Raw genomic sequence first — 21,923 nt, 5'->3', positions numbered from 1 at the left:
ATATGCAGAAATTATTGTCTTTGCCGCCTAATCTGGTGTCGGCATTCTATGAACTGGAAAATGTAGACCGTACGGAATGGTTTTGTACTTCCGACCCGGTGGGAATGAAACTTGGCTCGGGTGGGGGAACTACCTGGCTCTTGAGAGAATGGCAGAAGGAACGGGATAGGAAGTATTTGGCGGAGGAGCGTATTCCAACAGAAAAGTGCATTCCAACAGAGAAAAGCCTTCCAGCAGAGAAGCGTATTCTGCTGCATGCCGGAGGACAAAGCCGTCGTTTACCGGGATATGCACCGTCGGGCAAGATATTGACCCCGATTCCGGTGTTTCGCTGGGCGCGTGGACAAAAACTGGGACAGAATTTATTATCCCTTCAGCTCCCACTTTACGAAAAGATAATGGAGCGGGCTCCCGAAAGACTGCGTACGCTGATTGCCAGTGGTGACGTATATATCCGTGCGGAAAAGCCGCTTCAAGAGATTCCCGATGCAGATGTGGTGTGCTATGGACTGTGGGTAGACCCGTTGCTCGCCACACATCATGGTGTGTTTATCTCGGACCGGAATCAACCGGAATCCTTGGACTTTATGCTTCAGAAACCCTCTCTGGAAGAATTGGAAAACCTCTCCAAGACACATCTCTTTTTAATGGATATCGGCATTTGGCTATTGAGTGACCGCGCCGTAGACCTGCTGATGAAACGTTCGCAGAAGGCAGAAAATGCTTCGGATGCAGATACACCATATTCCGACTTGAAATACTACGACTTGTATGCTGACTTCGGCTTGTCTTTAGGAAATCATCCCCGTATTGAGGATGAAGAGCTGAACAGCCTCTCCGTCGCCATATTACCTTTGCCCGGAGGCGAATTCTACCATTATGGAACAAGCCGCGAACTGTTGTCTTCAACCGTTACCTTACAGAATAAGGTCTACGACCAGCGCCAGATTATGCACCGGAAGTTGAAGCCCAATCCGGCCATCTTTGTGCAGAATGCAGAAGTGCATGTCCCCCTTATTCCGAAGAACGACAGTCTTTGGATTGAAAACAGCTTTGTTGGAGCTTCTTGGCGGCTGGGCGCACGGCAGATTATCACGGGTGTTCCCAAGAATGACTGGATGCTGACCATTCCAGACGGTATCTGTATTGATATAGTTCCGCTTGCCGACCAGCGCTGGGCAGTACGCCCTTATGGTTTTGACGACACTTTTAAGGGGGATATTCGGAATGAAAAGACACTGTTCCTCGGAATGTCGTTTTCGGAATGGCTGGCCGAACGGGGATTGTCGGCGGAAGACATCACCGGCAGAAAAGAGGACCTGCAGGCTGCTGCCATCTTCCCGGTTGTGGAAGATAAAGAGCAGATGGGGACAGTGCTTCGATGGATGGTTTCCGAACCGGGCTTGACGGAAGGAAAGGCTGTCTGGCTGGAAAGTCGTCGGTTGTCCGCCGACGAAATTTCAGCACAAGCCGACTTGCGTCTGCTGTATGCACAGCGGGAGAGCTTCTGCAAAGGAAACTGGGAAGTGCTGGCACGCAACCATGCAAAGAGTGTATTCTATCAACTCGACTTGATGGATGTGGCCGGTAAATTCCATAAATTCGGCATTGACAAGCCGGAAGTGTTGCCGACAGATGCCTCGCTGATGCAGCGTATCCATAACCGGATGCTGCGTGCACAGATTGAGAAGCTGGACGGAAGGGACTTCAAGGCAGACGAGCAGGCCGCATTCAGCTTGTTGCGCGAAGGATTGCTGACTGATTTGTATGAACGCAAGAGCAGTCCTCGCCTGAATGTGTATAGTGACCAGATTGTATGGGGGCGTAGCCCCGTACGCATAGATATGGCGGGAGGATGGACGGACACTCCGCCTTACTCCTTGTTTGCCGGTGGGAGTGTGGTGAATATTGCCATTGAACTGAACGGGCAGCCGCCTTTACAAGTGTACATCAAACCTTGCGCGGAGCATCGCATCGTGTTGCGCTCCATTGATATGGAAGCCATGGAGGTGGTGAATACTTTTGAGGAATTGCAATCCTATTGCATGATAGGTTCCCCCTTTTCCATTCCCAAAGCAGCATTGGCGCTGGCCGGGTTTGTTCCGGCTTTTTCAGAAACGGCTTATCCTTCGCTGGAAAAACAACTGGAAGCCTTCGGCACAGGTATAGAGATTACATTGCTTTCTGCCATACCTGCAGGTTCCGGTCTGGGCACAAGCTCCATTTTGGCTTCTACTGTCTTGGGTTCATTGAGTGACTTTTGCGGACTGATGTGGGATAAGAACGAAATATGCCGCCGTACGCTTGCCCTGGAACAGTTGCTGACGACCGGTGGCGGTTGGCAAGACCAATACGGTGGGGTATTGCAAGGCATCAAACTGTTGCAGACGGAGGCTGGATTTGCCCAGCAGCCATTGGTACGCTGGTTGCCCGAGCATTTGTTTACCCATCCGGAATACCGCGATTGCCATCTGCTGTATTATACGGGCATTACGCGTACAGCCAAGGGCATCCTTGCAGAAATAGTACGCTCCATGTTCCTCAACTCTTCCCTGCACCTGGGGTTATTAGAAGAGATGAAAGCACATGCCTTGGATATGGCCGAAGCCATTCAACGGAATGACTTCAAGAGTTTCGGAACACTGGTAGGCAAGACATGGATGCAGAAGAAGGCACTGGACAGTGGAACAAATCCTCCTGCCGTAGAGGACATCATCTGTCAGATAAAAGACTATACCTTAGGATATAAACTGCCGGGAGCCGGTGGGGGAGGTTATCTGTATATGGTGGCTAAGGATCCGCAGGCAGCCCTGCGCATCCGTGAGACCTTGACGCTGAATGTACCGAATCCGAGAGCCAGGTTCGTAGAAATGTCACTCTCGGATAAGGGATTCCAGGTGTCGCGGAGCTGAAATTCATCATTCATGATGATACGGCCCCCCGTTCAGTATGGTCATCGCCCGGTAGAGTTGCTCCACAAAGATGAGGCGCACCATCTGATGGGAAAAGGTCATGCGTGAGAGGGACATCTTCTCGTGTGCCGCTTCGTACACTTTGGGGGAGAATCCGTAAGGGCCTCCGATAATAAATACCAGCCGTTTGTTCACGGTATTCATCTTGCGCTTCATATAGTCTGCAAACTCTATGGAGCGCATTTCTTTTCCACCTTCGTCCAGCAGTACGACCACATCTCCCGGCTGGAGAGCTTTCAATATCAGTTCCCCTTCCTTTTCCTTCTGCACTTCCATGGAGAGACTCTTGGTGTTTTTCAGTTCGGGGATGACTTCCATCTCGAATGAGAGATAACGCTTGGTACGTTGCACATAGTCGTTGATGGCTGTTATAAAGTGTTGTTCTACAGTTCGTCCTACAACGAGCAGAGTAGTTTTCATACTGGTTCTGTTTTGATTAGCGCACAAATTTAGCATTTTTTTATTGTATTTTGAGACAAATGCTTACCTTTGCCTATCATAAATACTTGTGAAAATGAAAAAACGGGTAATCTTTTTGTTGACCGGTCTCTTCATTTGGACGTCTGTGCTGCTGGCCCAGAATGTTCCCGAGGGAGTGATTGGAGCCTTCAAGGAAGGAAACTCTCAGGAGCTCAACAAGTATCTGGGTGACAAGGTCGATTTAATCATTCAGAATAAGTCGACCCACGCCGATAAGCGGACGGCAGAGGGCACAATGGCTGCTTTCTTCTCCAACCACAAGGTCGGCAGTTTTAATGTGAACCATCAGGGGAAGCGCGATGAGTCCGGTTTCGTCATCGGTACCTTGATGACCGCAAATGGAAACTTTCGGGTGAATTGTTTCTTCAGAAAAGTACAGAACAAATATGTCATACATCAAATAAGGATAGATAAAACAGATGAATAAGGAAGAAGAATTGATTGACAGGTTGATAGACCTGGCTTTCGCCGAAGATATAGGCGATGGAGACCATACAACCCTTTCGTGCATTCCTGCTACGGCAATGGGCAAATCCAAACTGTTGATAAAAGAACCGGGCATCCTGGCCGGTATCGAGATAGCAAAGGAGGTGTTCCGCCGTTTCGATCCTACCATGAAGGTGGAAGTGTTCATTAATGACGGTACAGCCGTAAAGCCGGGTGATGTGGCCATGATTGTGGAAGGCAAGATACAGTCTTTGTTGCAAACGGAGCGTCTGATGCTGAACATCATGCAGCGCATGAGTGGCATTGCCACCATGACACATAGGTATGCCGAGCAACTGAAAGGTACGAATACCCGTGTACTCGATACCCGCAAGACTACTCCGGGCATGCGTATCCTCGAGAAAATGGCAGTGAAAATCGGTGGCGGTGTAAACCACCGTATCGGCTTGTTCGATATGATTTTGCTGAAAGACAACCATGTGGACTTTGCCGGAGGAATCGACAAGGCTATCAACCGTGCGAAGGAATATTGCAAGGAAAAAGGCAAGGACCTCAAGATAGAAATAGAAGTGCGCAACTTCGACGAATTGCAGCAGGTGCTCGACCTGGGCGGTGTAGACCGTATCATGTTCGACAACTTTACGCCGGCAATGACAAAGAAGGCCGTAGAGATGGTAGGCGGCCGCTATGAAACGGAATCTTCCGGCGGCATCACGTTTGATACGCTCCGCGACTATGCCGAATGCGGTGTGGATTTTATTTCCGTAGGAGCTTTGACGCACTCTGTGAAAGGATTGGACATGAGCTTTAAAGCATGTTGACAAAGGCGGAAAGCATTATTGCAGAATAATAAGGAAAGCCTCTCATAAAGAATGCTGCATTACGGCAGACTTATGAGAGGCTTTCTCTTGATAACCAGCAGAGTAATGACTCCTGAAAAAACAGATGGTGTATTGGGGTGAAACAGATGGTCTGTTGGGGACGGATAGATGATGCGTTTGGCTATAACGGATGATGTGTTTCAGAGTAATGGATAATAGCGTAGGAAGATATGAAAAACATAACATGGAATAAAGTAAAAACAACTGTCAAAGATTGGCAAGTGGGAGACTACATCCGGCAGACTTCCATTGTGGTGATTGGCGTACTGATTACTTTTGTCGGTAGTGAGTTGGTTACTCAAAACTCCGAGAAAAAGGATATTCAAGCCACCATGTCGCTGATTAGGGATGAACTGAAAAGTAACCGGGAAAATTATAAGAGTATCGTTTCAGAGTTTAGAGAGGATGAACGTCTTTCCAGCTTATTGGTGGAGCATGACTTAAAGCATCGGACGATACCGGAAGATTCATTGATACAGTTCCGCTTTCTTATGGGGCATATCCGCAGTTTTTATTATAGTCAGAATGCATTGGATATACTTAAAAACTCCATGTTGATGCAGAAGATTTCAGATAAAGAGCTACTGTTGCAGTTGACCGGAATCTATGAGGTATTGGATGGATTTAGGGCGACTATGAATGGCTATTACGATATGAAGGACGAAATTATGGTTCCTTTCCATTTGGCATTGACTGACGAACAGACGGACCAGATAAATCGTGGAGGATATGAGGCGTGGGATATTTACTTGTCGGACAGGTCGGTACGGAACTTTGTCAGGGTAGCGCGGAACTATTTTACGCCGGACTATGTAGAACGTGTGGGAAAACGTATAGACGAGGCAATACAAGCGCTTGAGAAAAAGTATCATTTAGAATGAAAAGATATGGGAAAGACAAGCTTTAACAGGTTGAACCATAAGATAAAAAGCTGGCGCATAGGTGATTATTTCCGTCAGTTCAGTATTGTGGCTGCGGGCATCATTGTCACTTTCTGGGGAAACGACCGGATTACCGAGAACGCCCGCCAAAAGGAAGTGCGTGCTACGATGCAGCTGATAACGGAAGAGTTGGAATATAATAAGCAGGAGCTCCGTAATATAAAGCACTTGTTGGATATTGACATACACATGAGTCTGCTGTTGAAGGAACATGATATGGATGTATCCAAGATACCGACAGATACTCTGTGGAAGTATGGCAAGCTTTTCAATAATATGGATGAATTCTCTTATAGGACAGATGCGCTGGATGTGCTGAAAGGTTCTTCATTGATGCAGTATATACCGGACAAACGTATGTTGCAGGATGTATTGCAGACTTATTTTGAGTTGGGCAGGAAACAGAGGGATGTCGGTGATTACTATGCAACGAAAACAGATGCTCTTATGAGTGCTGCCATGTCCAGGGAGTTGGCGCATGTTTTTGATGGTGACGACAGTCTTCGGGACCAGGCCTTGTTTCTTGTGCAGTATAAGAAATTTATCAATTACGTCAACATGGTTCCCGGTTTTCTGTATTGGCATGAATTTGATGAATTGGATGAAAGGCTGGCCAAGCAGATTCAAGTATTGAAAGCCAAATATAAGTAATCTCCGTTCTTTAACATCTTTTTATATTTAATTCAGCAGCATTTTCAAAAATGCTGCGTCTAACTAACAAACGACGCGAAGAGGCGTCCGTAAAACGAGCACTGACATTGGAAAATGAGATAGAACTGATTGAGGGCTGCCGGGCAGGAAAGGATTCCGCCCGAAAGGAATTATACACCCTCTACTCCAAGCAGATGCTGGCGGTATGTTACCGCTATACGGGCGATGTCGATGCGGCCCATGACGTATTGCACGATGGCTTCATCAAAATTTTCACCCACTTCACCTTCCGTGGCGAATGTGCATTGAGTACCTGGGTGACAAGGGTAATGGTGACGCAGGCGATAGACTACCTGCGGAAACAGCAACGTTTCAGCCAACTGGTGGTGAATGAGGAACAGTTGCCCGACATTCCGGATGAAGCGAGCATTGTCGAAACTGGAGGCCGTATTTCCGAAGAAATGCTGATGGCGTTCGTGGCGGAACTTCCCGATGGATGCCGTACTGTATTCAACTTATACGTCTTTGAGGAGAAATCGCACAAGGAAATAGCCGAAATCCTCCACATCAAAGAGCATTCGTCTACCTCGCAGTTGCATCGTGCCAAGTGTTTGTTGATAAAAAGAATTAAAGAATATACTGAATATGAGAGAAAATGATGAAATAACCGGTTTGTTCCGCAATCGTCTTGCCGGCGCAGAGATGACAGTGCGGGAGGACTTCTGGGAAGGGTTGCAACGTGACTTGCCGTCACCGGTTGCCGCAAAAGGCAGGCGGCTTCTTCTTTCTCCGAGGTTTCACCGCGTAGCCGCAGCCGCCTCTGTTGTATTTGTACTGGGAGCTGCTTCTGCCGCTTTCTGGTATTTCTCTCCGAAAGAGGAAATCAAGGAGGCCTTTACACAAGTGGCGGCCATGACGCCGGAAGGCAACTTGAACGGGGATGTGGTGCAGGAAAGTTTTCCCTCTATCCATCAGGCCAACCCCGTGGCACAAAAGCCCGGTACACAGCATCCCGCCAACGGCATTCCGGCAGGATTGACGGCGCAGGCCGATGAGGATGAATCCGTGTCTGTCCATGTTTCCATCCGGATTACTCAACGGGTGTACGGAAACCAGCAGCAGCCGGGAAACGGTTATTACAGTAACGGAACTCCGGCCGGAAACGGGAACTACCATTCAAATCCTGGCCATAAGGATGCTGATATAGATAGAATGCTGCCATCTTCTGAGGAAGAACCGGCAAAGTCTGTGGCTGTATCGCCGTCCAAGCCCCGTAATTGGGCGTTGAAAGCAGGCATCGGCACTTCCCTGCCGAAAGGGAATTTCCATATGCCGTTCACGGCCGGGGTAAGCGTGGAACGCCGTTTGAACAAGTATTTCTCCTTGGAAGCCGGTCTTCAGTATAATTGCTTGGATGGTGACCATACGTTGCATACGCTGGGAGTTCCGGTAAGGCTGAACATGATGCTGGCCAGTACGTCGAAAGTGGATTTTTATGCTATGGTAGGCGGAGCAGCCGAGAAATGCATTGCAGGTGCTCCGGACAATGGCTTCGGCGCAGAGCCGGTACAGTTGTCGGTTGCTGCCGGAGTAGGGGTACGCTATAAAATGAACGATCGTTTTGCCTTGTTTGCAGAGCCGTCTGTATCCCATCATTTCGATACGGACTCGCAGACGAGAACCTTGCGTACGGAACGTCCCACCAATCTGAATCTGTTGTGCGGCGTGCGCATGACTTATTAATCTTAAATACCATACAAATATGAAGACTCTATACAATAAATTACATATATTCGGGCAGACTATGCTGCTCGTATTCTTTACTCTTTCTGTTCTCTCTTTGGGCTCTTGCAGCAAAGAAACGTTGGACTACAACCATCCGGATGTAGACTTGTTTGTCAAGCAGTTGAAGGCTGGCAAATATTCTACCCAAAGTCCGGATGGATTGAGTAACATGCCCAAGTTCACTTCCGAAGATATAGAGGAATTGCTGAAGTATGCCGAGGACTTGACGGTCATTCCCTCTTTCCCCCTGGCTCCGGTATCCTATTCGGCAGGTGGCAAGCTGCGTTTGGGCGAATGCATCCTGTGGACGGTAGAGACTATCCGCCTCGGGAACAATGCTTCGATGGGATGCAAGATGGTGCATACGGATGCGGAGAATTATGAAGGTATCTACTTCCTTTCGGACGAAGAGGTGCTGGATGCCGCCTCGCGCTACCGCCGTTGGTGGGAAACCCGTAAGTATCCACGGACTATGTGGACGATTGACCCCTGCTATGACGAACCGCTTTGTGGCAGCGGATATATGTGGTGGTGAAATGTTTTTAGGGATTAGGGATTAAGGATTAAGTAATCAAAACTGTCAGGTGAAGATATCTATACTTGTTTGGGGGCTGCTCTGTGCAGTAGCCTTTCCTTGCTATGCCCAAAACTGGACTCCTCAGGACTCGTTGAGGCTGAACCGGTTGCTGAAGGGCGAGGGGGAGGTAAAACTGAATCCGGAGGTATTGCAGGAATTGGAAATGAACAATTCCTTGAGTACTCCGAAAGCGGTGATGGACAAGTCGTGGATGGATTTTGATAATTCATTGCCTGTCATGCCGAAAGCGCCCGAGAAAAAAGTGGTGCTTACCCTGCGTCCCTATACGGCCAATACCAAATATAACTGGGACCCCATTTATCAGAAAAAAATCAAGGTAGACAAGGATACTTGGCGAGGAGATGAATTCTATGCGCTTAAGATTCTGATGATTCCTACGAACTGGGCTAAACATCCGTTTGATGCCGGTCCGCGTGAGACGGTGGAGCAGATTGAGGCAACCGGTCTGCGTTACCGGGTGACGGAGCGGGCCAATAATATGGCTGTGGGCGGTTGGCAGGGTGCCAGTGGCGGCGGAATTTCCGGTTTAGACCTGATGGTGCCTTTTACCCGTGAGTTTTGGAATTTCAAAGGCCGCAAGCGCCGTGCCCGTACGCTGGAAGTATTGAAGGCATATGGAGATTCGACAACAGTCTTGATAAAACAACCGGTAAAACTGATTAGTGAATGAGGGTTTGGCGGACGGGTGTCCGCTAAATTGAACTTTCTTCTTCCTCCTTTTGTTTTCATTAGTAAACCTTTAAAAAAAGTAATAATGAACAGAGTGACTTCTCTATTCGGAATAAGATATCCGATAATTCAAGGTGGTATGGTGTGGTGTAGCGGCTGGAGACTTGCTGCTGCTGTAAGCAATGCGGGAGGGCTGGGCTTGCTCGGCGCAGGTTCGATGCATCCCGAAACGTTGCGGGAGCATATCAGGAAATGCCGTGAGGCTACGCATCATGCTTTTGGTGTGAATATTCCCTTGATGTATCCCCAGATAGAAGAGATAATGCAGATTGTGGCCGACGAGGGAGTGAAGATTGTATTTACATCTGCCGGCAGCCCGAAGAAATGGACCGGTTGGTTGCACGAGCGTGGCATCACGGTGGTGCATGTTGTTTCATCCTCGCGTTTTGCCGTGAAGGCAGAAGAGGCGGGTGTCGATGCAATAGTTGCCGAAGGCTTCGAAGCCGGTGGGCACAATGGGAGGGAGGAGACTACCACTCTGTGTCTGATACCTGCTGTACGTACAGTTACTACACTTCCGCTGATTGCTGCCGGTGGCATTGCAACGGGTGAGGCCATGCTGGCTGCCCGGGTGCTGGGTGCGGAAGGTGTACAGATTGGTACACGCTTTGCCTTGACGGCAGAAAGTTCTGCAAGCGAGGTATTTAAGGATTATTGCCTGCATTTGGAAGAAGGGGATACCCGTCTGCTTTTGAAGAAATTGGCTCCGGTGCGTCTGGTGCGCAATAACTTTCGCAGTGCCGTAGAGGCTGCTGAGGCTGTGGGAGCTTCAGAGGAAGAACTTCGTATCCTTTTAGGGCGCGGCCGTGCCAAACGTGGTATTTTTGAAGGTGACTTGGAAGAAGGGGAACTGGAAATAGGGCAGGTATCTGCCTTGCTGCATGGAAAGGGAGTGCAGTCTGTGGCGTCGGTCATGCAAGAGTTGGTGGAGGAGAGCAGAAGGGCGTGGGAGAGAATGCAGGAATTGGATTTCTGAATATTCCCTCTTCTGGTATCATATAACAATAAAAAAGGAATATTCCCGGTGATTTCGGGGATATTCCTTTTTTAGTTTCAACTTATAACCTTTTATCCTTTGGGGATATTGGTTGTGTCTTTTGCCGTATTTCCACTTGTGGCGGAATTACTTGTGCCATTGCTGCTGGCAGTGGCGCTACCGGTAGCCATATTTGTTGCACTTTTACCGGCTGTCTGCACAGCAGGTTGCTCTTCCCAATGGAACGGTTCAAAGCTACTGTTCGGGTCAACCCAGGACGGTTTCTTGGAAGCATAAATAATGAATGGGGCAATGACTACAATCAGCGCACCGATGATGAGCACGGAGAACCATACTGTGTTGCTGCCTGTTGAAATCTGGCTGGGTGGGATAAAGCTCAGTACGAATGCCAGCAATGACCCGCAGAAACCAAGTCCACCGATGAGCCACATCAATCCGTTGCCATTCTTGCCGATACGGAACGGACGGTTCAGCTTCTTCATCTTATAACGCAGCACGATGGCTCCGGAGAACATCAGCATATACATGATAAGATAGAGGACTACAGTCAGCTGTGATAGAATCTGGTAGAAACTCTGTACGGAAGGCATGACTACGAACAGAAGGCTCAGTACGGTTACTGCACCGCCTTGTACATAAAGGATATTCTTCTGTACGCCCAGTTTGTTTGTCTTCTGGAAGAACGGAGGCATGTAGCCTGCTTTTCCTACGGCAAAGATACCTTTGGACGGACCGGCAACCCATGTCAATACACCTGCCAGCACCCCGAATGCCAGAGCAATGGCGATGATGGGTGACAGCCAGGAGGCACGGATGTAATGGAAATAGTTATCGAAGCCTACAAGCAGACTCTGTGTCAGACTGATGTCTTTGGCCGGGATGATGATGCCCAGTGAGAAAGTACCGAGCACGAAGATGATAACCGTAATGGCCGCACCGATGAACACTGCCTTCGGATAATTCTTGGAGGGATTGTTCACGTCTTTTACGTGGATACCGCCCATTTCCATACCGGCATAGAAGAGGAAGATACTGGCAGCAAGCACCACGTTGTCGAAGTTCGTCAAGTCGGGGAAGAAGCTGCTGTGGAAGTCCAGGTTGGAGTGTCCGCCGGTGGCAAGGTAGATGATACCCAAGATAATCAGCAGTGCGGCAGGAATAATGGTCCCGACCAGGCCGCCGACCTTTGCCACTTTACCTACCCAGCTCATACCCTTCATGGAGATGAACGTGGCTAGCCAGTAGATGATGAGGACAACGACGAGCGAGTAATACTTGTTGTTGGCCAGTGACATGTCGTGTACGTCGTTCATGCCGATGAAAGCAATGGATACGGCACCGAATGTCAATACGGTAGGATACCAGATTGTACTTTCAATCCATTGTACCCAGATGGCAAGGAAGCCCAGTTTTTTTCCGTAGGCTTCGCCCACCCAGCGGAACACACCGCCTTGCTTGTCTTGAAACATGGCAGCCAGTTCCGCGGCGACAAGTGACGTCGGAATCAGAAAAACAATGGCTGCAAATAAGTAGTAGAAGGCCGAACTCATTCCGTACACGGCCTCGGCAGGAAGTCCACGTAGGGATACTACTGCCGTCACATTCATGATTGCCAGGGTAAATACACCCAGCTTCACTGTTTGTTTAATATTTGCCATAAGTTAAGGTTTTAGATGAAAAATATATTCAAAATCAGCGTCTATAACAACACTTGGGGAGAGTTGTTCCCAACGGATAAGTGAAAGTTCCGGTTTTAACTATTCAGGAAGCGTCGGCTTTGGGCGCGGGCTTCTGTGCAACTTTCTTGTAGAACTCTTCTTTTTCCTTATTGCGCCGTTCGACCAGGCTCGTTACATACACTGTAAAGATAGGGAACATCATCATGCCCAGCGCAGCCAGCAGTACGGACAGTACCCGTCCGGTGGGAGTGACTGCTATGATATTGGAACCCACCGTCGTCACATCCATAAATGCCCACCATAAGGCGTCTCCATATCCTTTAACTAAAGGATTGGGACCATGCTCCATGACATAAAAGGCCAGACTGGAAAAATAGACAGTGGCCAGCAACATGGTAAGGTAGGAAACGAACAGTCCCGATGCGCGGTTGTACGTCAGCCAACCCACCACGATAGCCATGGCGTAACCACCCCGCACCAATGGGATGAAACGCAGCATATAGGTTATCTCGGGTGAGAAAGTCCATCCCATATAGGCAATGATGTTTTGATAGGGTATAGCTACCAGCAGGAAAATGAAATGCGTGGCCACGTAGTGACCCTTCTTCTCTGCCAGGAACCATTCCAATACAAAATCTGCCAGGAACAGGGCGCATATCCACAACTGTACTTTCATGTAGACCGACTGTTCGTAAAAGGGGATCCCCTTGAACGTGTCGACAGAGATGCTGATAACTAAAAATAGCGACAGTATCAATATAATGACATGCAGTATGCCATAGATACCTTTTTCCCGCAATACAAATTCTGATAGAGCCATTTTCATGATGAAGTCCATTATAAAGTCATAAGTTATGAGTTATAAGTCATTTGCTGATTACGGTGCCTACCAACAAATAACTCATAACCTATAACTCATAACTAAAAAGAGAAACTTATTCTGTAATCGTTACGTTATCACCGTTGAATACACCCAGGCCGAGCTTGTTCATGATGAACTTGATTGCCGATTGGGCCTTTACGGAGTTTCCCGCTTCGTCTAGGGGAGGAGCGAAGGCCGATACTCCCATGACACCGGGCAATACGGCCATTACACCACCGCCTACACCGCTTTTGGCCGGTATGCCGGCGGTGTACATCCAGTCGCCCGAATGCTCGTAGAAGCCTACGGTAGAAATCATCGACGTGATTTTCGGTGCCAGGCTGGCTTCGAACACCGTTTGTTTGGTGACGGGGTTCACACCGTTATTGGCGATGGTTCCTGCGGCAATGCCCAGTTGCTGGGCCGTGATGCCGAGAGAACACTGGCGAGTATAGAGGTCGAGAGCCATGTCCGGATTATCGTAGATGCGGTTGTAGTTTTTCAGCAGCCAGGCAATGGAGCGGTTGTTGAAGTTGGTAGCCGTTTCCGATTTGTACAGTTCGTCGATGAGTTGTGGGGCGGAGCCGCACAGCTCAGTGACATTCTGTACAATGGCATCCCATTTCTTGTCGGAGTTTCCCACTGGCTGTACCATGGAACAGGCGGAAATGGCACCGGCATTTACCAATGGAGTGGAAGGGTGGTCGTTTTCCAGCAAGATGGCGATGATGGAGTTGAACGGTAGTCCCGTGGCATCGGCACCTATCATGTCCAGCACTTTCTGCGCACCGTATTGGCGCAGGATAAGGATGGCTGTGTGTACCTTCGAGACGGACTCTATACCGAAACGATAGTCTGTGTCACCTATATTGATGGTCTGCCCGTTCATCAGGCAGATGCTGAGTCCGAATAGTTTGGAGTCTATGTTGGCAAGGTAGGGAATATAATCCGCATTCTTGCCTCCTGTGCTGCCCTTCACCTCATTGTAGGCTTCTTGGGCAACCTCCTTTATTTGTGAAATTGATATTTTCTTTTCCATAAACACGTTGTGATGTACGATTAGACGATGTACGATTTACGATTGAAATTACTCCTTTAAACGTAGTCCGTATCAAGAGAAACTCTAATCGTACATCGTAAATCGTTTAATCGTAAATTAATTTATTTTTTATGAGTACGGCATCCGTGGTTGAATATTTTGGTTTCCACCGGCAGGTTCTTTTCCTGTGCCATACGGGTAGGAGTCGGGTAATCCAGTTTCTCCAGCTCCGTGATGGCATTCTTGATGTCACCCAACAGCATGTCTGCCATGTCGCGGCTGAATCCCTGGCGGACAACGACACGCATAACGACGTAGTCTTCCAGTTTTGAAGGCAGTGTATAGGCGGGTACCATCCAGCCGTGCTGTGACAACTTGTCCTGCAGGTCATACAGAGTCCATTTGGCAGCTCTTGCATATTCCGGTTTCAAGTACCAGATGAACAGTGGGTTCACAACTTCGTCGGAATAGTTTACGAACGGAGCCATCTTGCCGATTTCGTCATGGATATACTTGGCGATGGTCAGAGAGTTGTACTGTACTTCTTTGTAACCCTGGAATCCCAAACGGATGAACTGGTAATATTGACCCAGAATCTGTGCGGCAGGACGGGAGAAGTTCAGGCCTACCTGAGTAATGTTGGCACCGAGGTAGTTTACGCTGAATGACATTTCTTCGGGCAGATATTCTTTGCCTTTCCAGCAAACCCAGCCCAGACCCGGATAAACCAGACCGAATTTGTGTCCGCTGACGCTGATGGAGAGTACCCACTTCAGACGGAAGTCCCATTTCTTTTCAGGATAGAGGAACGGGAGGATGAAACCACCGCTGGCGGCATCTACGTGGATAGGAATGTCGTAGCCGGTCTTCGCATTGTAGGCATCGAGGGCTTTGTCGAGGGCTTCGACGTCATCGTTCAGTCCTGTCCATGTAACGCCTTGGATAGGCACGATACAGATGGTGTTCTCATCACACATCTTCAAGGCTTCTTCGGGGTCGAGCGTGGTCTTGTCCAGTGTCAAAGGCACTTCACGCATTTCAATCTGCCACAATTGGGCGAATTTTTCCCATACCACCTGGAAACCGGTTGAAATAACGAAGTTGGGTTTGTCGAACGGTTTGCCTTGTGCCTGACGTTTCTTGCGCCAGCGCAACCAGGCTGCCACACCACCCAGCATACATGCCTCCGAGGAACCGATGGCAAGTGCGCCGGTTTTCCAGGTTTCTTTTTCAGGAGAGTTCCAGAGGTTGGCCACGATGTTGATACATTTACCGTTCATTACGGCGATGCGCGGATATTCGGTCTCGTCAATGTAGTTGATGTTGATGGCTTCGTTCATCAGCTTGGTTGCATATTCGTCCATATAGGTAGTGACGAATGTAGCCAGATTCAAGCGAGGCTGCGTTTGGGCGAAGGTCTCGTCTTTCACCATCTGATAGGCGATTTCCGGGGTAGTAGGTCCGTCGGGAATCTTTTCTACGGGTGAGGGTTGTAACATACGGTTTGAACCGAATACTTCAGTTTTTGCATCTCCTTTTCTGAAATTCAAATCTTCCATATTAATAAGTTTTTTAAAGGTTTAGGCGGCGGGGCTTTTCCCCGTCGAATTTCCCACAACAACGGGGTTTGCGGATGAAAGTTCCGGGGTTTTGCATTATTTGGCGTTTATTAAAGGGCAGCGTAGTAAAATCTTAAAAAACGAACATTCTGAAGGTAGGTTTGTTGTTCCCACATTATTCATTTAATTAATATACTACTATATGAAAATCAATACCGGAAGGGGTACAATCCCCCTTATCACGCTTGTCGGCATTTGGTCAGTCTCTGCATTGACTTCCTTGCCGGGATTGGCCGTATCACCTATTTTGGGACAACTTACTACCATTTTTCCACATGCCACAGAACTGGATATACAGATGCTTACCTCCCTGCCTTCGCTGCTGATAATTCCTTTTGTGCTGTTGGCGGGCAAGCTGGCCGAGAAACGTGACTTTGTGCGTCTGCTGAAAGCGGGGCTTTGGATGTTTGCCACCAGTGGGGTACTTTATCTTTTTTCGGATAAAATGTGGCAGTTGATGGTGGTCAGCGCTTTGCTTGGCATCGGTTCGGGGGTGATTATTCCGTTGTCCACCGGTCTGGTTTCACGCTATTTCACGGGGGAATATCGGGTGAAGCAGTTTGGTTACAGTTCTGCCATTACCAATGTGACGCTGGTTGTGGCAACGGCGGTGACTGGGTATCTGGCAGAGGTAAACTGGCACTTGCCTTTCGTGGTATACCTGCTTCCGTTGGTTTCTCTGCTGCTTGTCGGATATTTGAAGGGGGATACCGGTCAGCCGCAGATAGCAGAAGATACAGCTGCCGTTGTTCCGGAGGAATCCAAGCGTGCGATTTCCGGTAAATACGGCATCCATGTCCGCCATCTGCTACAGTTGATGCTGTTTTATGGCGTCACTACGTATGTAGTGCTGGCGGTTACTTTTGACTTGCCTTTTTTGATGGAGGCACATCACTTCTCCAGCGGAAATTCCGGATTGATGATTTCCTTATTCTTCCTGGCCATTATGGCTCCGGGCTTCTTCCTGGGGCATATCGTGAAGTGGATGGGAAAAAATACGAAATTTTACAGTCTTTTGTCCATTGCAGCGGGTTTGCTCTTGATATGGATTTCGCCTAAAGAATGGCTGATAATACCGGGATGTATGTTGGTTGGTTTGGGATATGGTGTCATTCAACCGCTGATTTATGACGAGACAGTAGATACGGCCATACCGGAAAAAACAACCTTGGCACTGGCCTTTGTAATGGTGATGAATTATCTGGCGATTCTATTGTCCCCGTTCATTACAGACTTCTTTCAGACCTTGTTCCACACTAGTTCCAAGGAATTCCCGTTTATTTTCAATCTCTGCATCACACTGCTCGCCATGTGGTGGGAGTATGCGAGGAGGAAGGATTCTTTGTTGGGGAAGTTATGAGTTAAAAACACTAACTCATAACTCATAACTTATAACTCAATCGCCTCATATTTCAGCCCGAAGACGTCGGCTACAGCTTTGTATGTTACCTTGCCTTCCACTACGTTCAATCCTAGCGCCAGAGCCGGATCGTCCTTGCAGGCTTGTCTCCAGCCTTTGCATGCCAGGGCTACGGTGTAGGGCAGGGTGGCATTTGTCAGTGCCATGGTGGAGGTGAAGGGTACGGCGCCGGGGATATTGGCAACGGCGTAGTGTACAATTCCGTCCACAATGTAGGTAGGGTCGCTGTGCGTGGTGGGGTGGGAGGTTTCGAAACATCCGCCTTGGTCGATGGCAACGTCTACGAGTACGGTGCCGGGCTTCATCATTTTCAGCATTTCTTTGGTGATGAGATGAGGCGCTTTGTCACCGGGGATAAGGACAGACCCTATTACGAGGTCTATTGTAGGTAATTCCATTTTGATATTGTGAAGGGAAGAATAGAGTGTTTTTACATTCTTGGGCATCACTTCACTGAGGTAGCGCAGGCGGGGAAGGTTGATGTCGGCAATCAGTACCTCGGCACCCATTCCGGCAGCTATTTGTGCGGCATTGGTGCCCACAATGCCGCCGCCCAGGATAAGTACGCGTGCGGGGCGTACACCCGTCACGCCACCCATCAGTTTCCCTTTGCCGCCTTGGGGTTTTTCGAGGAAGCGTGCTCCTACCTGGGTGGCCATGCGTCCCGCCACTTCGCTCATGGGGGTAAGCAGCGGAAGTGAGCGGTCTTCTTTCTCTACCGTTTCGTAGGCGATGCAGACGGCGCCGCTTGCTATCATGGCTTCGGTCAGCAATTTATCGGCAGCGAAGTGGAAATAGGTGAATACCACTTGTCCCTTTTTTATCAGTTTGTACTCCGGTGCGATGGGCTCCTTTACCTTGACAATCATGTCGGCTATGGCATACGTGTCTTCAATGGTTGGCAACATTTGTGCACCTACGGCGATGTAATCATCGTCAGAGAAACCGCTGTTTGCGCCTGCAGAGGCTTGTACATACACCGTATGACCGCGTTTCACCAACTCGGCTACTCCGGCAGGGGTCATTCCTACACGGTTCTCGTTGTTCTTGATTTCTTTAGGTACTCCGATAATCATAACCTTAAAGTTTTTATTGAGGGGTTAAACATGGCGCAAGATACAAAAATGGAGGGTACAGTGTCTCCGTACCCTCCATGTTTAAGAACAGTTTTCGTTCTCGGTTATTCATTCTTCATCGTTCATTGTCCATCAGTTTCCAATGTCCATGCCTGCATCCCCTTCTATTTCATCTGTGTCCCATGCGGCGATGGTAATCCCTTTCAGCGTCAGCCCGGCCTTGTTCAGGCTGAGGTCGAAGTTGTAGGTTTTGTTGGCCTCGGTAGTGAGGTTTTCGCTGGAACTCATAGCCAGATAGTAGGTGTAGGTGTTGCTGCCGGAGGTGACTTTTACGAATTGGGAGCTATTGGTGAATGCCTGACCCGGCAGCACGATGGCGCGGTAGGTGGTGGCACCTGCAACGCTGTGGGCGTAGGTGGTGATGGAGGTGGTAGATGCAGCTGCAGCGTCGGTGGCAGCGGCATCATTAGCCTTTGTTACTTTGCCGTCTGCCAGATTCCACGTGCCGCTGAGGGCGAAGCCTGCGGAGCAGAGCAGTTCTACCTTGTCGATGGCGGGCAGGGAGGAGTAGCCGTTTCCTGCGGAGAGGGTGACGGTGATTTGGCTCATGCAGTGCTTCATGCTGATGCTTGCGTTGTTCGTTGCCACGGTGGTGCATTTGCCCCACAGCAGGTCGGAGGCTTCGTAGTCGGCGGCGGCGGTGCTGCTGTTGTTCTGGTCGGGCTTGATGCTGACGTTGGGCACGGTGTAGGTGTCGGTGGCGGTGTTGGTATAGGGATAGTAGGCGTAGAGGGTGTGCTGGTCGGTGACGTTCTGCCAGTAGAGGGGTTCGTCGGTGAAGCTGCCGTTTACCCATTTGGTGTTCTTGGGGTCGAGGGAGGCGCTGATGGGGGATTCATCGTTGGCACCCGTTTTGTGGGCGATGTAGAGGCCCAGTGCGTCGTCATCATCGAACTCGGTGGCGCCGATGGCGGCGCGGCTGATGGGGATATTGGTGCCGGTGGTGGTGAGCGAGAGCTTCACGTTGATGGGCTTGGTGATGTCCACTGTCTGGTCTGAATCGTTGTTACAGGCGGTGACCAGCAGGCCGAGGGTGGCTGCGAGGAGCAGCGTTTGGATACTTCTTGTTTTCATATTTGGTCTATTTATTTGTTGTTAATAATAAGTTACTTATCGGTTACTTTTGTGTAATTCTCGGGGTTTGTCAGCTCCGTAATGGTGGCTTCGGCAAGTGAAGGGCTTCCCTTGTAGTTATAGTATATGTTCGCCCAAGTCATCTTTCCCCAGGTGCGGCACTGGGTGATTTGATCGTCCTCGAGTGCGGTAACTCCGGTGAGGAAGAGGTTCTCGGGGGAGAAATTATAATTTCCGAGACCGTTTTGGGTGTCGTAGGTGGGGAGAGCGAAGCTGTTTTCGGTACCGGTGCCGCTAAGGACGATGCTCTTCAGGCCGGTGCAACCAAAGAAAGCATCTTCTCTGATGTCGGTGACTTGTGGCAGGTAGATGCTTGCCAGTTTCCCGCATCCGACGAAAGCTCCGATTCCTATATTGGTGACTTTTGGCAGGTCAATGCTTGCCAGGGCGGTGCAATCCTGGAAGGCTCTTTCTCCGATTCCGATGGCTTGTGGCAGGTCGATACTTGTCAGGCCGGTGCAACTCCAAAAAGCACTGACTCCGATGTCGGTGACTTGTGGCAGGTCGATACTTGTCAGGGCGGTGCAATTCCAGAAAGCATTTTCTCCGATGTCGGTGGCTTGTGACAGGTCAATATTTGTCAGGCTGGTACAATTCACAAAAGTACCATTTCCTATTTTGGTGACTTGTGACAGGTCGATGCTTGTCAGGCCGGTACAACCCTGAAGAGTATTATATCCTATTTTGGTGACTTGTGGCAGGTTGATGCTTGTCAGGCCGGTGCATTTATTGAAAGCATTATATCCTATTTTGGTGGCTTGTGGCAGGTTGATGCTTTGCAGAGTACTATTGCCGTTGGTGAAGAGATACCAATTCGTAGGCACTTCCTTCACCGGCTCCATATAGAGGTTTTGTACGTAATTATGGCTGCTGCCCAGCAATCCTAACAGCTCGCTCTGGTCCATGCCTTCCGGTACAGAACCGCTGATGAAGAGTTTGGAGACGAGGGTAGGGGGAGAAGAGCTTCCGGCGGCATTTATCGCTTCCAGCCTGCTCTTTACGGCATTGTAGGACGCTTCCGTCCCATCCAGCAGGAGGATGTTTTCCGGTGCTGTGCCTTTTATGTCGGTACTTCCGTCCGACACTTGCAGGTACTTGCCGGGGAGATAGAATCGGTTGCCGGTGGTGCCGCCGGTGACGCTGCCGGTCTCGCTGCTGCTGCCGATTGAGCCTCCGGCGCTATATACCTTGTCCGTAAGAAAAGAGAGGGCACCGTTTCCTCCGGCTTCGCTGCAAGTAGGTCCATTAGGGGGGAGGTAGTCTGGGCTGTATTGGTGGTAAGTGGGTATCATCAACGCCCGATGCACCGCCGCACCGTCCCGGCTCAAGGTGGTGACGGAACGGGTGTCGGTGAGCTTGTCAACAAACAGATAGGAGTGTATCCCGTCAGTAGAATTGCTCACAATGGGTGCCTCTCTCAGCGCCGTCACTCCGCCTGTGTAGGCGCAGAATACGGCTTTGGCAGGTGCTTTCAGCAGGACGGCGGCGGATGCGGTGGAGAAGATGTCCACTTTCACCAGGGCGCGTTGCATCTGTAGGGGGATGGGGTCGGCGGTGGGCTGGGGTATGCGGACGGCGAGGCCGGAGGTGCGCAGCTGTTCCCAGTAGGCGTAGTTCTCGGGGGTGAAGGCTTGGGGCAGCTGGAAGGTGAAGGCTTCGCCCGTCTGCAGGGCGTAGCTGCCTCCGCTGTTGCCGTCGCTGCCGGTATATGTCAATGCCTCCAGTGGCTGCATCTCTATGGCGGGGGAGATGGCGGCGAAGTAGTAGGCGGCGGCGTCTTTCTCCCAGCGGAGGAGGTTGGCGGGGTCGGTGGGCTGCCAAGTGGCGGAGGTGACGGCTTGCGTGCCGCCGTCGGTGCTGACGGAGGTGCAGGTGTAGTTGGCGTGGCTGTAGCGGACTTCGGCGGACGAGCCGTCTGCTGCCGACGACGACCTTACGGGCACGGTCATGAATACGGTGATGGTGGTTCCTACTTTGGGGAAGCCGGTTTCCGTGGCGGGTGTGCCGGTGGTTCCGTCGGCGCGTGTCTGCCCTCCTTCTTCTCCGGCCATGGGCGACTGCTGTTCCACGCTTGTGGCGATGCAGCCTATCTGTATGGGGTGGCCTATGAGGGAGGCTGTGGCTTCACTGTCGGCACCGGGCAGGGGGGCGGTGTCGGGGCAGATGTCGTCTGTGCAGGCGCAGGGCGGCAGCAGGGCAAGCAGCAGGGTGGGGAGCAGTAGCGTCCGGCGGAGGTGGTTCCTTGTTTTCATTCGTTGGGTGTCTTTTTTAGGGTTTCGTATAAGTAGGGCCGTTCGGGGTGGGGGTGCGCACCCTTATGGGGGTAGGGCCGTGGGGTGTTATCCCAACGGGTTTTCGCCGTACTTGCCCAGTTGCCGGGCTGTTTCGCGGGCTATCTCGGTGATGCCCAGTGTGCGGGGTTGTGTCTTGGCACGGAGGTAGAAGTCGTCCGTGCGCTCGGTCAGGGCGTTGTCGTAGGCCACGAGACTGATGAGCTTTTCAAAGGTTGTTGCCATGGGGTTTTGAATTATGAGTTATGAATTTTGAGTTATG

General features: G+C 50.0%; 20 protein-coding genes. 11 read left to right on the top strand and 9 right to left on the bottom strand.

Annotation, left to right across the window (positions count from 1 at the left end):
- The first annotated feature begins 2 nt into the window (after nt 1–2).
- Nucleotides 3–2,912 carry a bifunctional fucokinase/fucose-1-phosphate guanylyltransferase gene (locus DW947_RS09715; RefSeq protein ID WP_243635081.1) on the top strand — a complete coding sequence of 970 codons (2,910 nt, stop codon included), beginning with the start codon at nt 3–5 and terminating at the stop codon, nt 2,910–2,912.
- 6 nt (nt 2,913–2,918) lie between these two features.
- On the opposite strand, the gene rlmH is transcribed toward DW947_RS09715, so the two are convergent.
- Nucleotides 2,919–3,392 carry a 23S rRNA (pseudouridine(1915)-N(3))-methyltransferase RlmH gene (rlmH, locus tag DW947_RS09710; protein ID WP_005831223.1) on the bottom strand — a complete coding sequence of 158 codons (474 nt, stop codon included), beginning with the start codon at nt 3,390–3,392 and terminating at the stop codon, nt 2,919–2,921.
- 94 nt (nt 3,393–3,486) lie between these two features.
- On the opposite strand from rlmH, the gene DW947_RS09705 reads away from it, so the two are divergent.
- From DW947_RS09705 to DW947_RS09665, 9 genes are all read left to right on the top strand, one after another.
- On the top strand, nt 3,487–3,879 hold the full coding sequence (locus DW947_RS09705) for a DUF4783 domain-containing protein (RefSeq protein WP_005832276.1): 393 nt from the start codon (nt 3,487–3,489) through the stop codon (nt 3,877–3,879).
- Nucleotides 3,872–4,720, top strand: a complete 849-nt coding sequence (gene nadC, locus DW947_RS09700) for a carboxylating nicotinate-nucleotide diphosphorylase (protein ID WP_005832274.1) — start codon at nt 3,872–3,874, stop codon at nt 4,718–4,720. The genes DW947_RS09705 and nadC overlap by 8 nt, the downstream gene beginning before the upstream one ends.
- 230 nt (nt 4,721–4,950) lie before the next feature.
- Nucleotides 4,951–5,661, top strand: coding sequence for a hypothetical protein (locus DW947_RS09695; RefSeq protein WP_005832272.1), 711 nt, complete (start codon nt 4,951–4,953; stop codon nt 5,659–5,661).
- A 6-nt stretch (nt 5,662–5,667) separates the two neighbouring features.
- A complete protein-coding gene (locus tag DW947_RS09690) occupies nt 5,668–6,372 on the top strand; it encodes a hypothetical protein (protein WP_016274373.1) in 705 nt (234 codons plus the stop codon).
- Nucleotides 6,373–6,422: 50 nt separating this feature from the next.
- Complete coding sequence (locus DW947_RS09685; RefSeq protein WP_057089514.1) at nt 6,423–7,031, top strand: RNA polymerase sigma factor; 609 nt, start codon at nt 6,423–6,425, stop codon at nt 7,029–7,031.
- A complete protein-coding gene (locus DW947_RS09680; RefSeq protein ID WP_117963158.1) occupies nt 7,018–8,115 on the top strand; it encodes an outer membrane beta-barrel protein in 1,098 nt (365 codons plus the stop codon). Before DW947_RS09685 ends, DW947_RS09680 begins: the two co-directional genes overlap by 14 nt.
- A gap of 19 nt (nt 8,116–8,134) precedes the next feature.
- A complete protein-coding gene (locus DW947_RS09675) occupies nt 8,135–8,692 on the top strand; it encodes a DUF4943 family protein (RefSeq protein WP_009038260.1) in 558 nt (185 codons plus the stop codon).
- Between the two features lie 49 nt (nt 8,693–8,741).
- Nucleotides 8,742–9,425: a DUF4858 domain-containing protein gene (locus DW947_RS09670; protein ID WP_117963156.1), complete on the top strand. Its 684-nt coding sequence runs from the start codon at nt 8,742–8,744 to the stop codon at nt 9,423–9,425.
- Between the two features lie 84 nt (nt 9,426–9,509).
- Complete coding sequence (locus tag DW947_RS09665; RefSeq protein ID WP_117963154.1) at nt 9,510–10,460, top strand: NAD(P)H-dependent flavin oxidoreductase; 951 nt, start codon at nt 9,510–9,512, stop codon at nt 10,458–10,460.
- Between the two features lie 92 nt (nt 10,461–10,552).
- Here DW947_RS09665 and gadC read toward each other — a convergent pair whose 3' ends face one another.
- From gadC to DW947_RS09645, 4 genes are all read right to left on the bottom strand, one after another.
- Entirely contained in the window at nt 10,553–12,139 is a 1,587-nt protein-coding gene (gene gadC, locus DW947_RS09660) for a putative glutamine/gamma-aminobutyrate antiporter GadC (RefSeq protein ID WP_005832260.1), read from the bottom strand.
- 103 nt (nt 12,140–12,242) lie between these two features.
- Nucleotides 12,243–12,986: a potassium channel family protein gene (locus DW947_RS09655; protein ID WP_005832258.1), complete on the bottom strand. Its 744-nt coding sequence runs from the start codon at nt 12,984–12,986 to the stop codon at nt 12,243–12,245.
- 109 nt (nt 12,987–13,095) lie between these two features.
- Nucleotides 13,096–14,061 carry a glutaminase A gene (gene glsA, locus DW947_RS09650; protein ID WP_009038262.1) on the bottom strand — a complete coding sequence of 322 codons (966 nt, stop codon included), beginning with the start codon at nt 14,059–14,061 and terminating at the stop codon, nt 13,096–13,098.
- 122 nt (nt 14,062–14,183) lie between these two features.
- Nucleotides 14,184–15,620 carry a glutamate decarboxylase gene (locus tag DW947_RS09645; RefSeq protein ID WP_005831197.1) on the bottom strand — a complete coding sequence of 479 codons (1,437 nt, stop codon included), beginning with the start codon at nt 15,618–15,620 and terminating at the stop codon, nt 14,184–14,186.
- 202 nt (nt 15,621–15,822) lie between these two features.
- Between DW947_RS09645 and DW947_RS09640 the strand changes: the two genes are divergently transcribed.
- Entirely contained in the window at nt 15,823–17,040 is a 1,218-nt protein-coding gene (locus DW947_RS09640) for an MFS transporter (RefSeq protein WP_117963152.1), read from the top strand.
- 29 nt (nt 17,041–17,069) lie between these two features.
- Here the strand turns inward: DW947_RS09640 and ald are convergent, their stop codons facing one another.
- The 4 genes from ald to DW947_RS21580 form a co-directional block, all read right to left on the bottom strand.
- Entirely contained in the window at nt 17,070–18,176 is a 1,107-nt protein-coding gene (gene ald, locus DW947_RS09635) for an alanine dehydrogenase (RefSeq protein ID WP_117963150.1), read from the bottom strand.
- A gap of 132 nt (nt 18,177–18,308) precedes the next feature.
- Nucleotides 18,309–19,310, bottom strand: coding sequence for a fimbrillin family protein (locus tag DW947_RS09630; protein ID WP_057089516.1), 1,002 nt, complete (start codon nt 19,308–19,310; stop codon nt 18,309–18,311).
- 32 nt (nt 19,311–19,342) lie between these two features.
- Nucleotides 19,343–21,622, bottom strand: a complete 2,280-nt coding sequence (locus DW947_RS21990; protein WP_117963148.1) for a leucine-rich repeat domain-containing protein — start codon at nt 21,620–21,622, stop codon at nt 19,343–19,345.
- 87 nt (nt 21,623–21,709) lie between these two features.
- Nucleotides 21,710–21,886, bottom strand: coding sequence for a hypothetical protein (locus DW947_RS21580; RefSeq protein WP_016274381.1), 177 nt, complete (start codon nt 21,884–21,886; stop codon nt 21,710–21,712).
- Nucleotides 21,887–21,923: the final 37 nt, after the last annotated feature.

The sequence above is a fragment of the Bacteroides sp. AM44-19 genome (assembly GCF_003603395.1).
GTDB classification, from domain to species: domain Bacteria; phylum Bacteroidota; class Bacteroidia; order Bacteroidales; family Bacteroidaceae; genus Bacteroides; species Bacteroides uniformis.
Note: the sequence above shows the minus strand (reverse complement) of the source record. Positions and strands in the feature narration are given on the sequence as shown.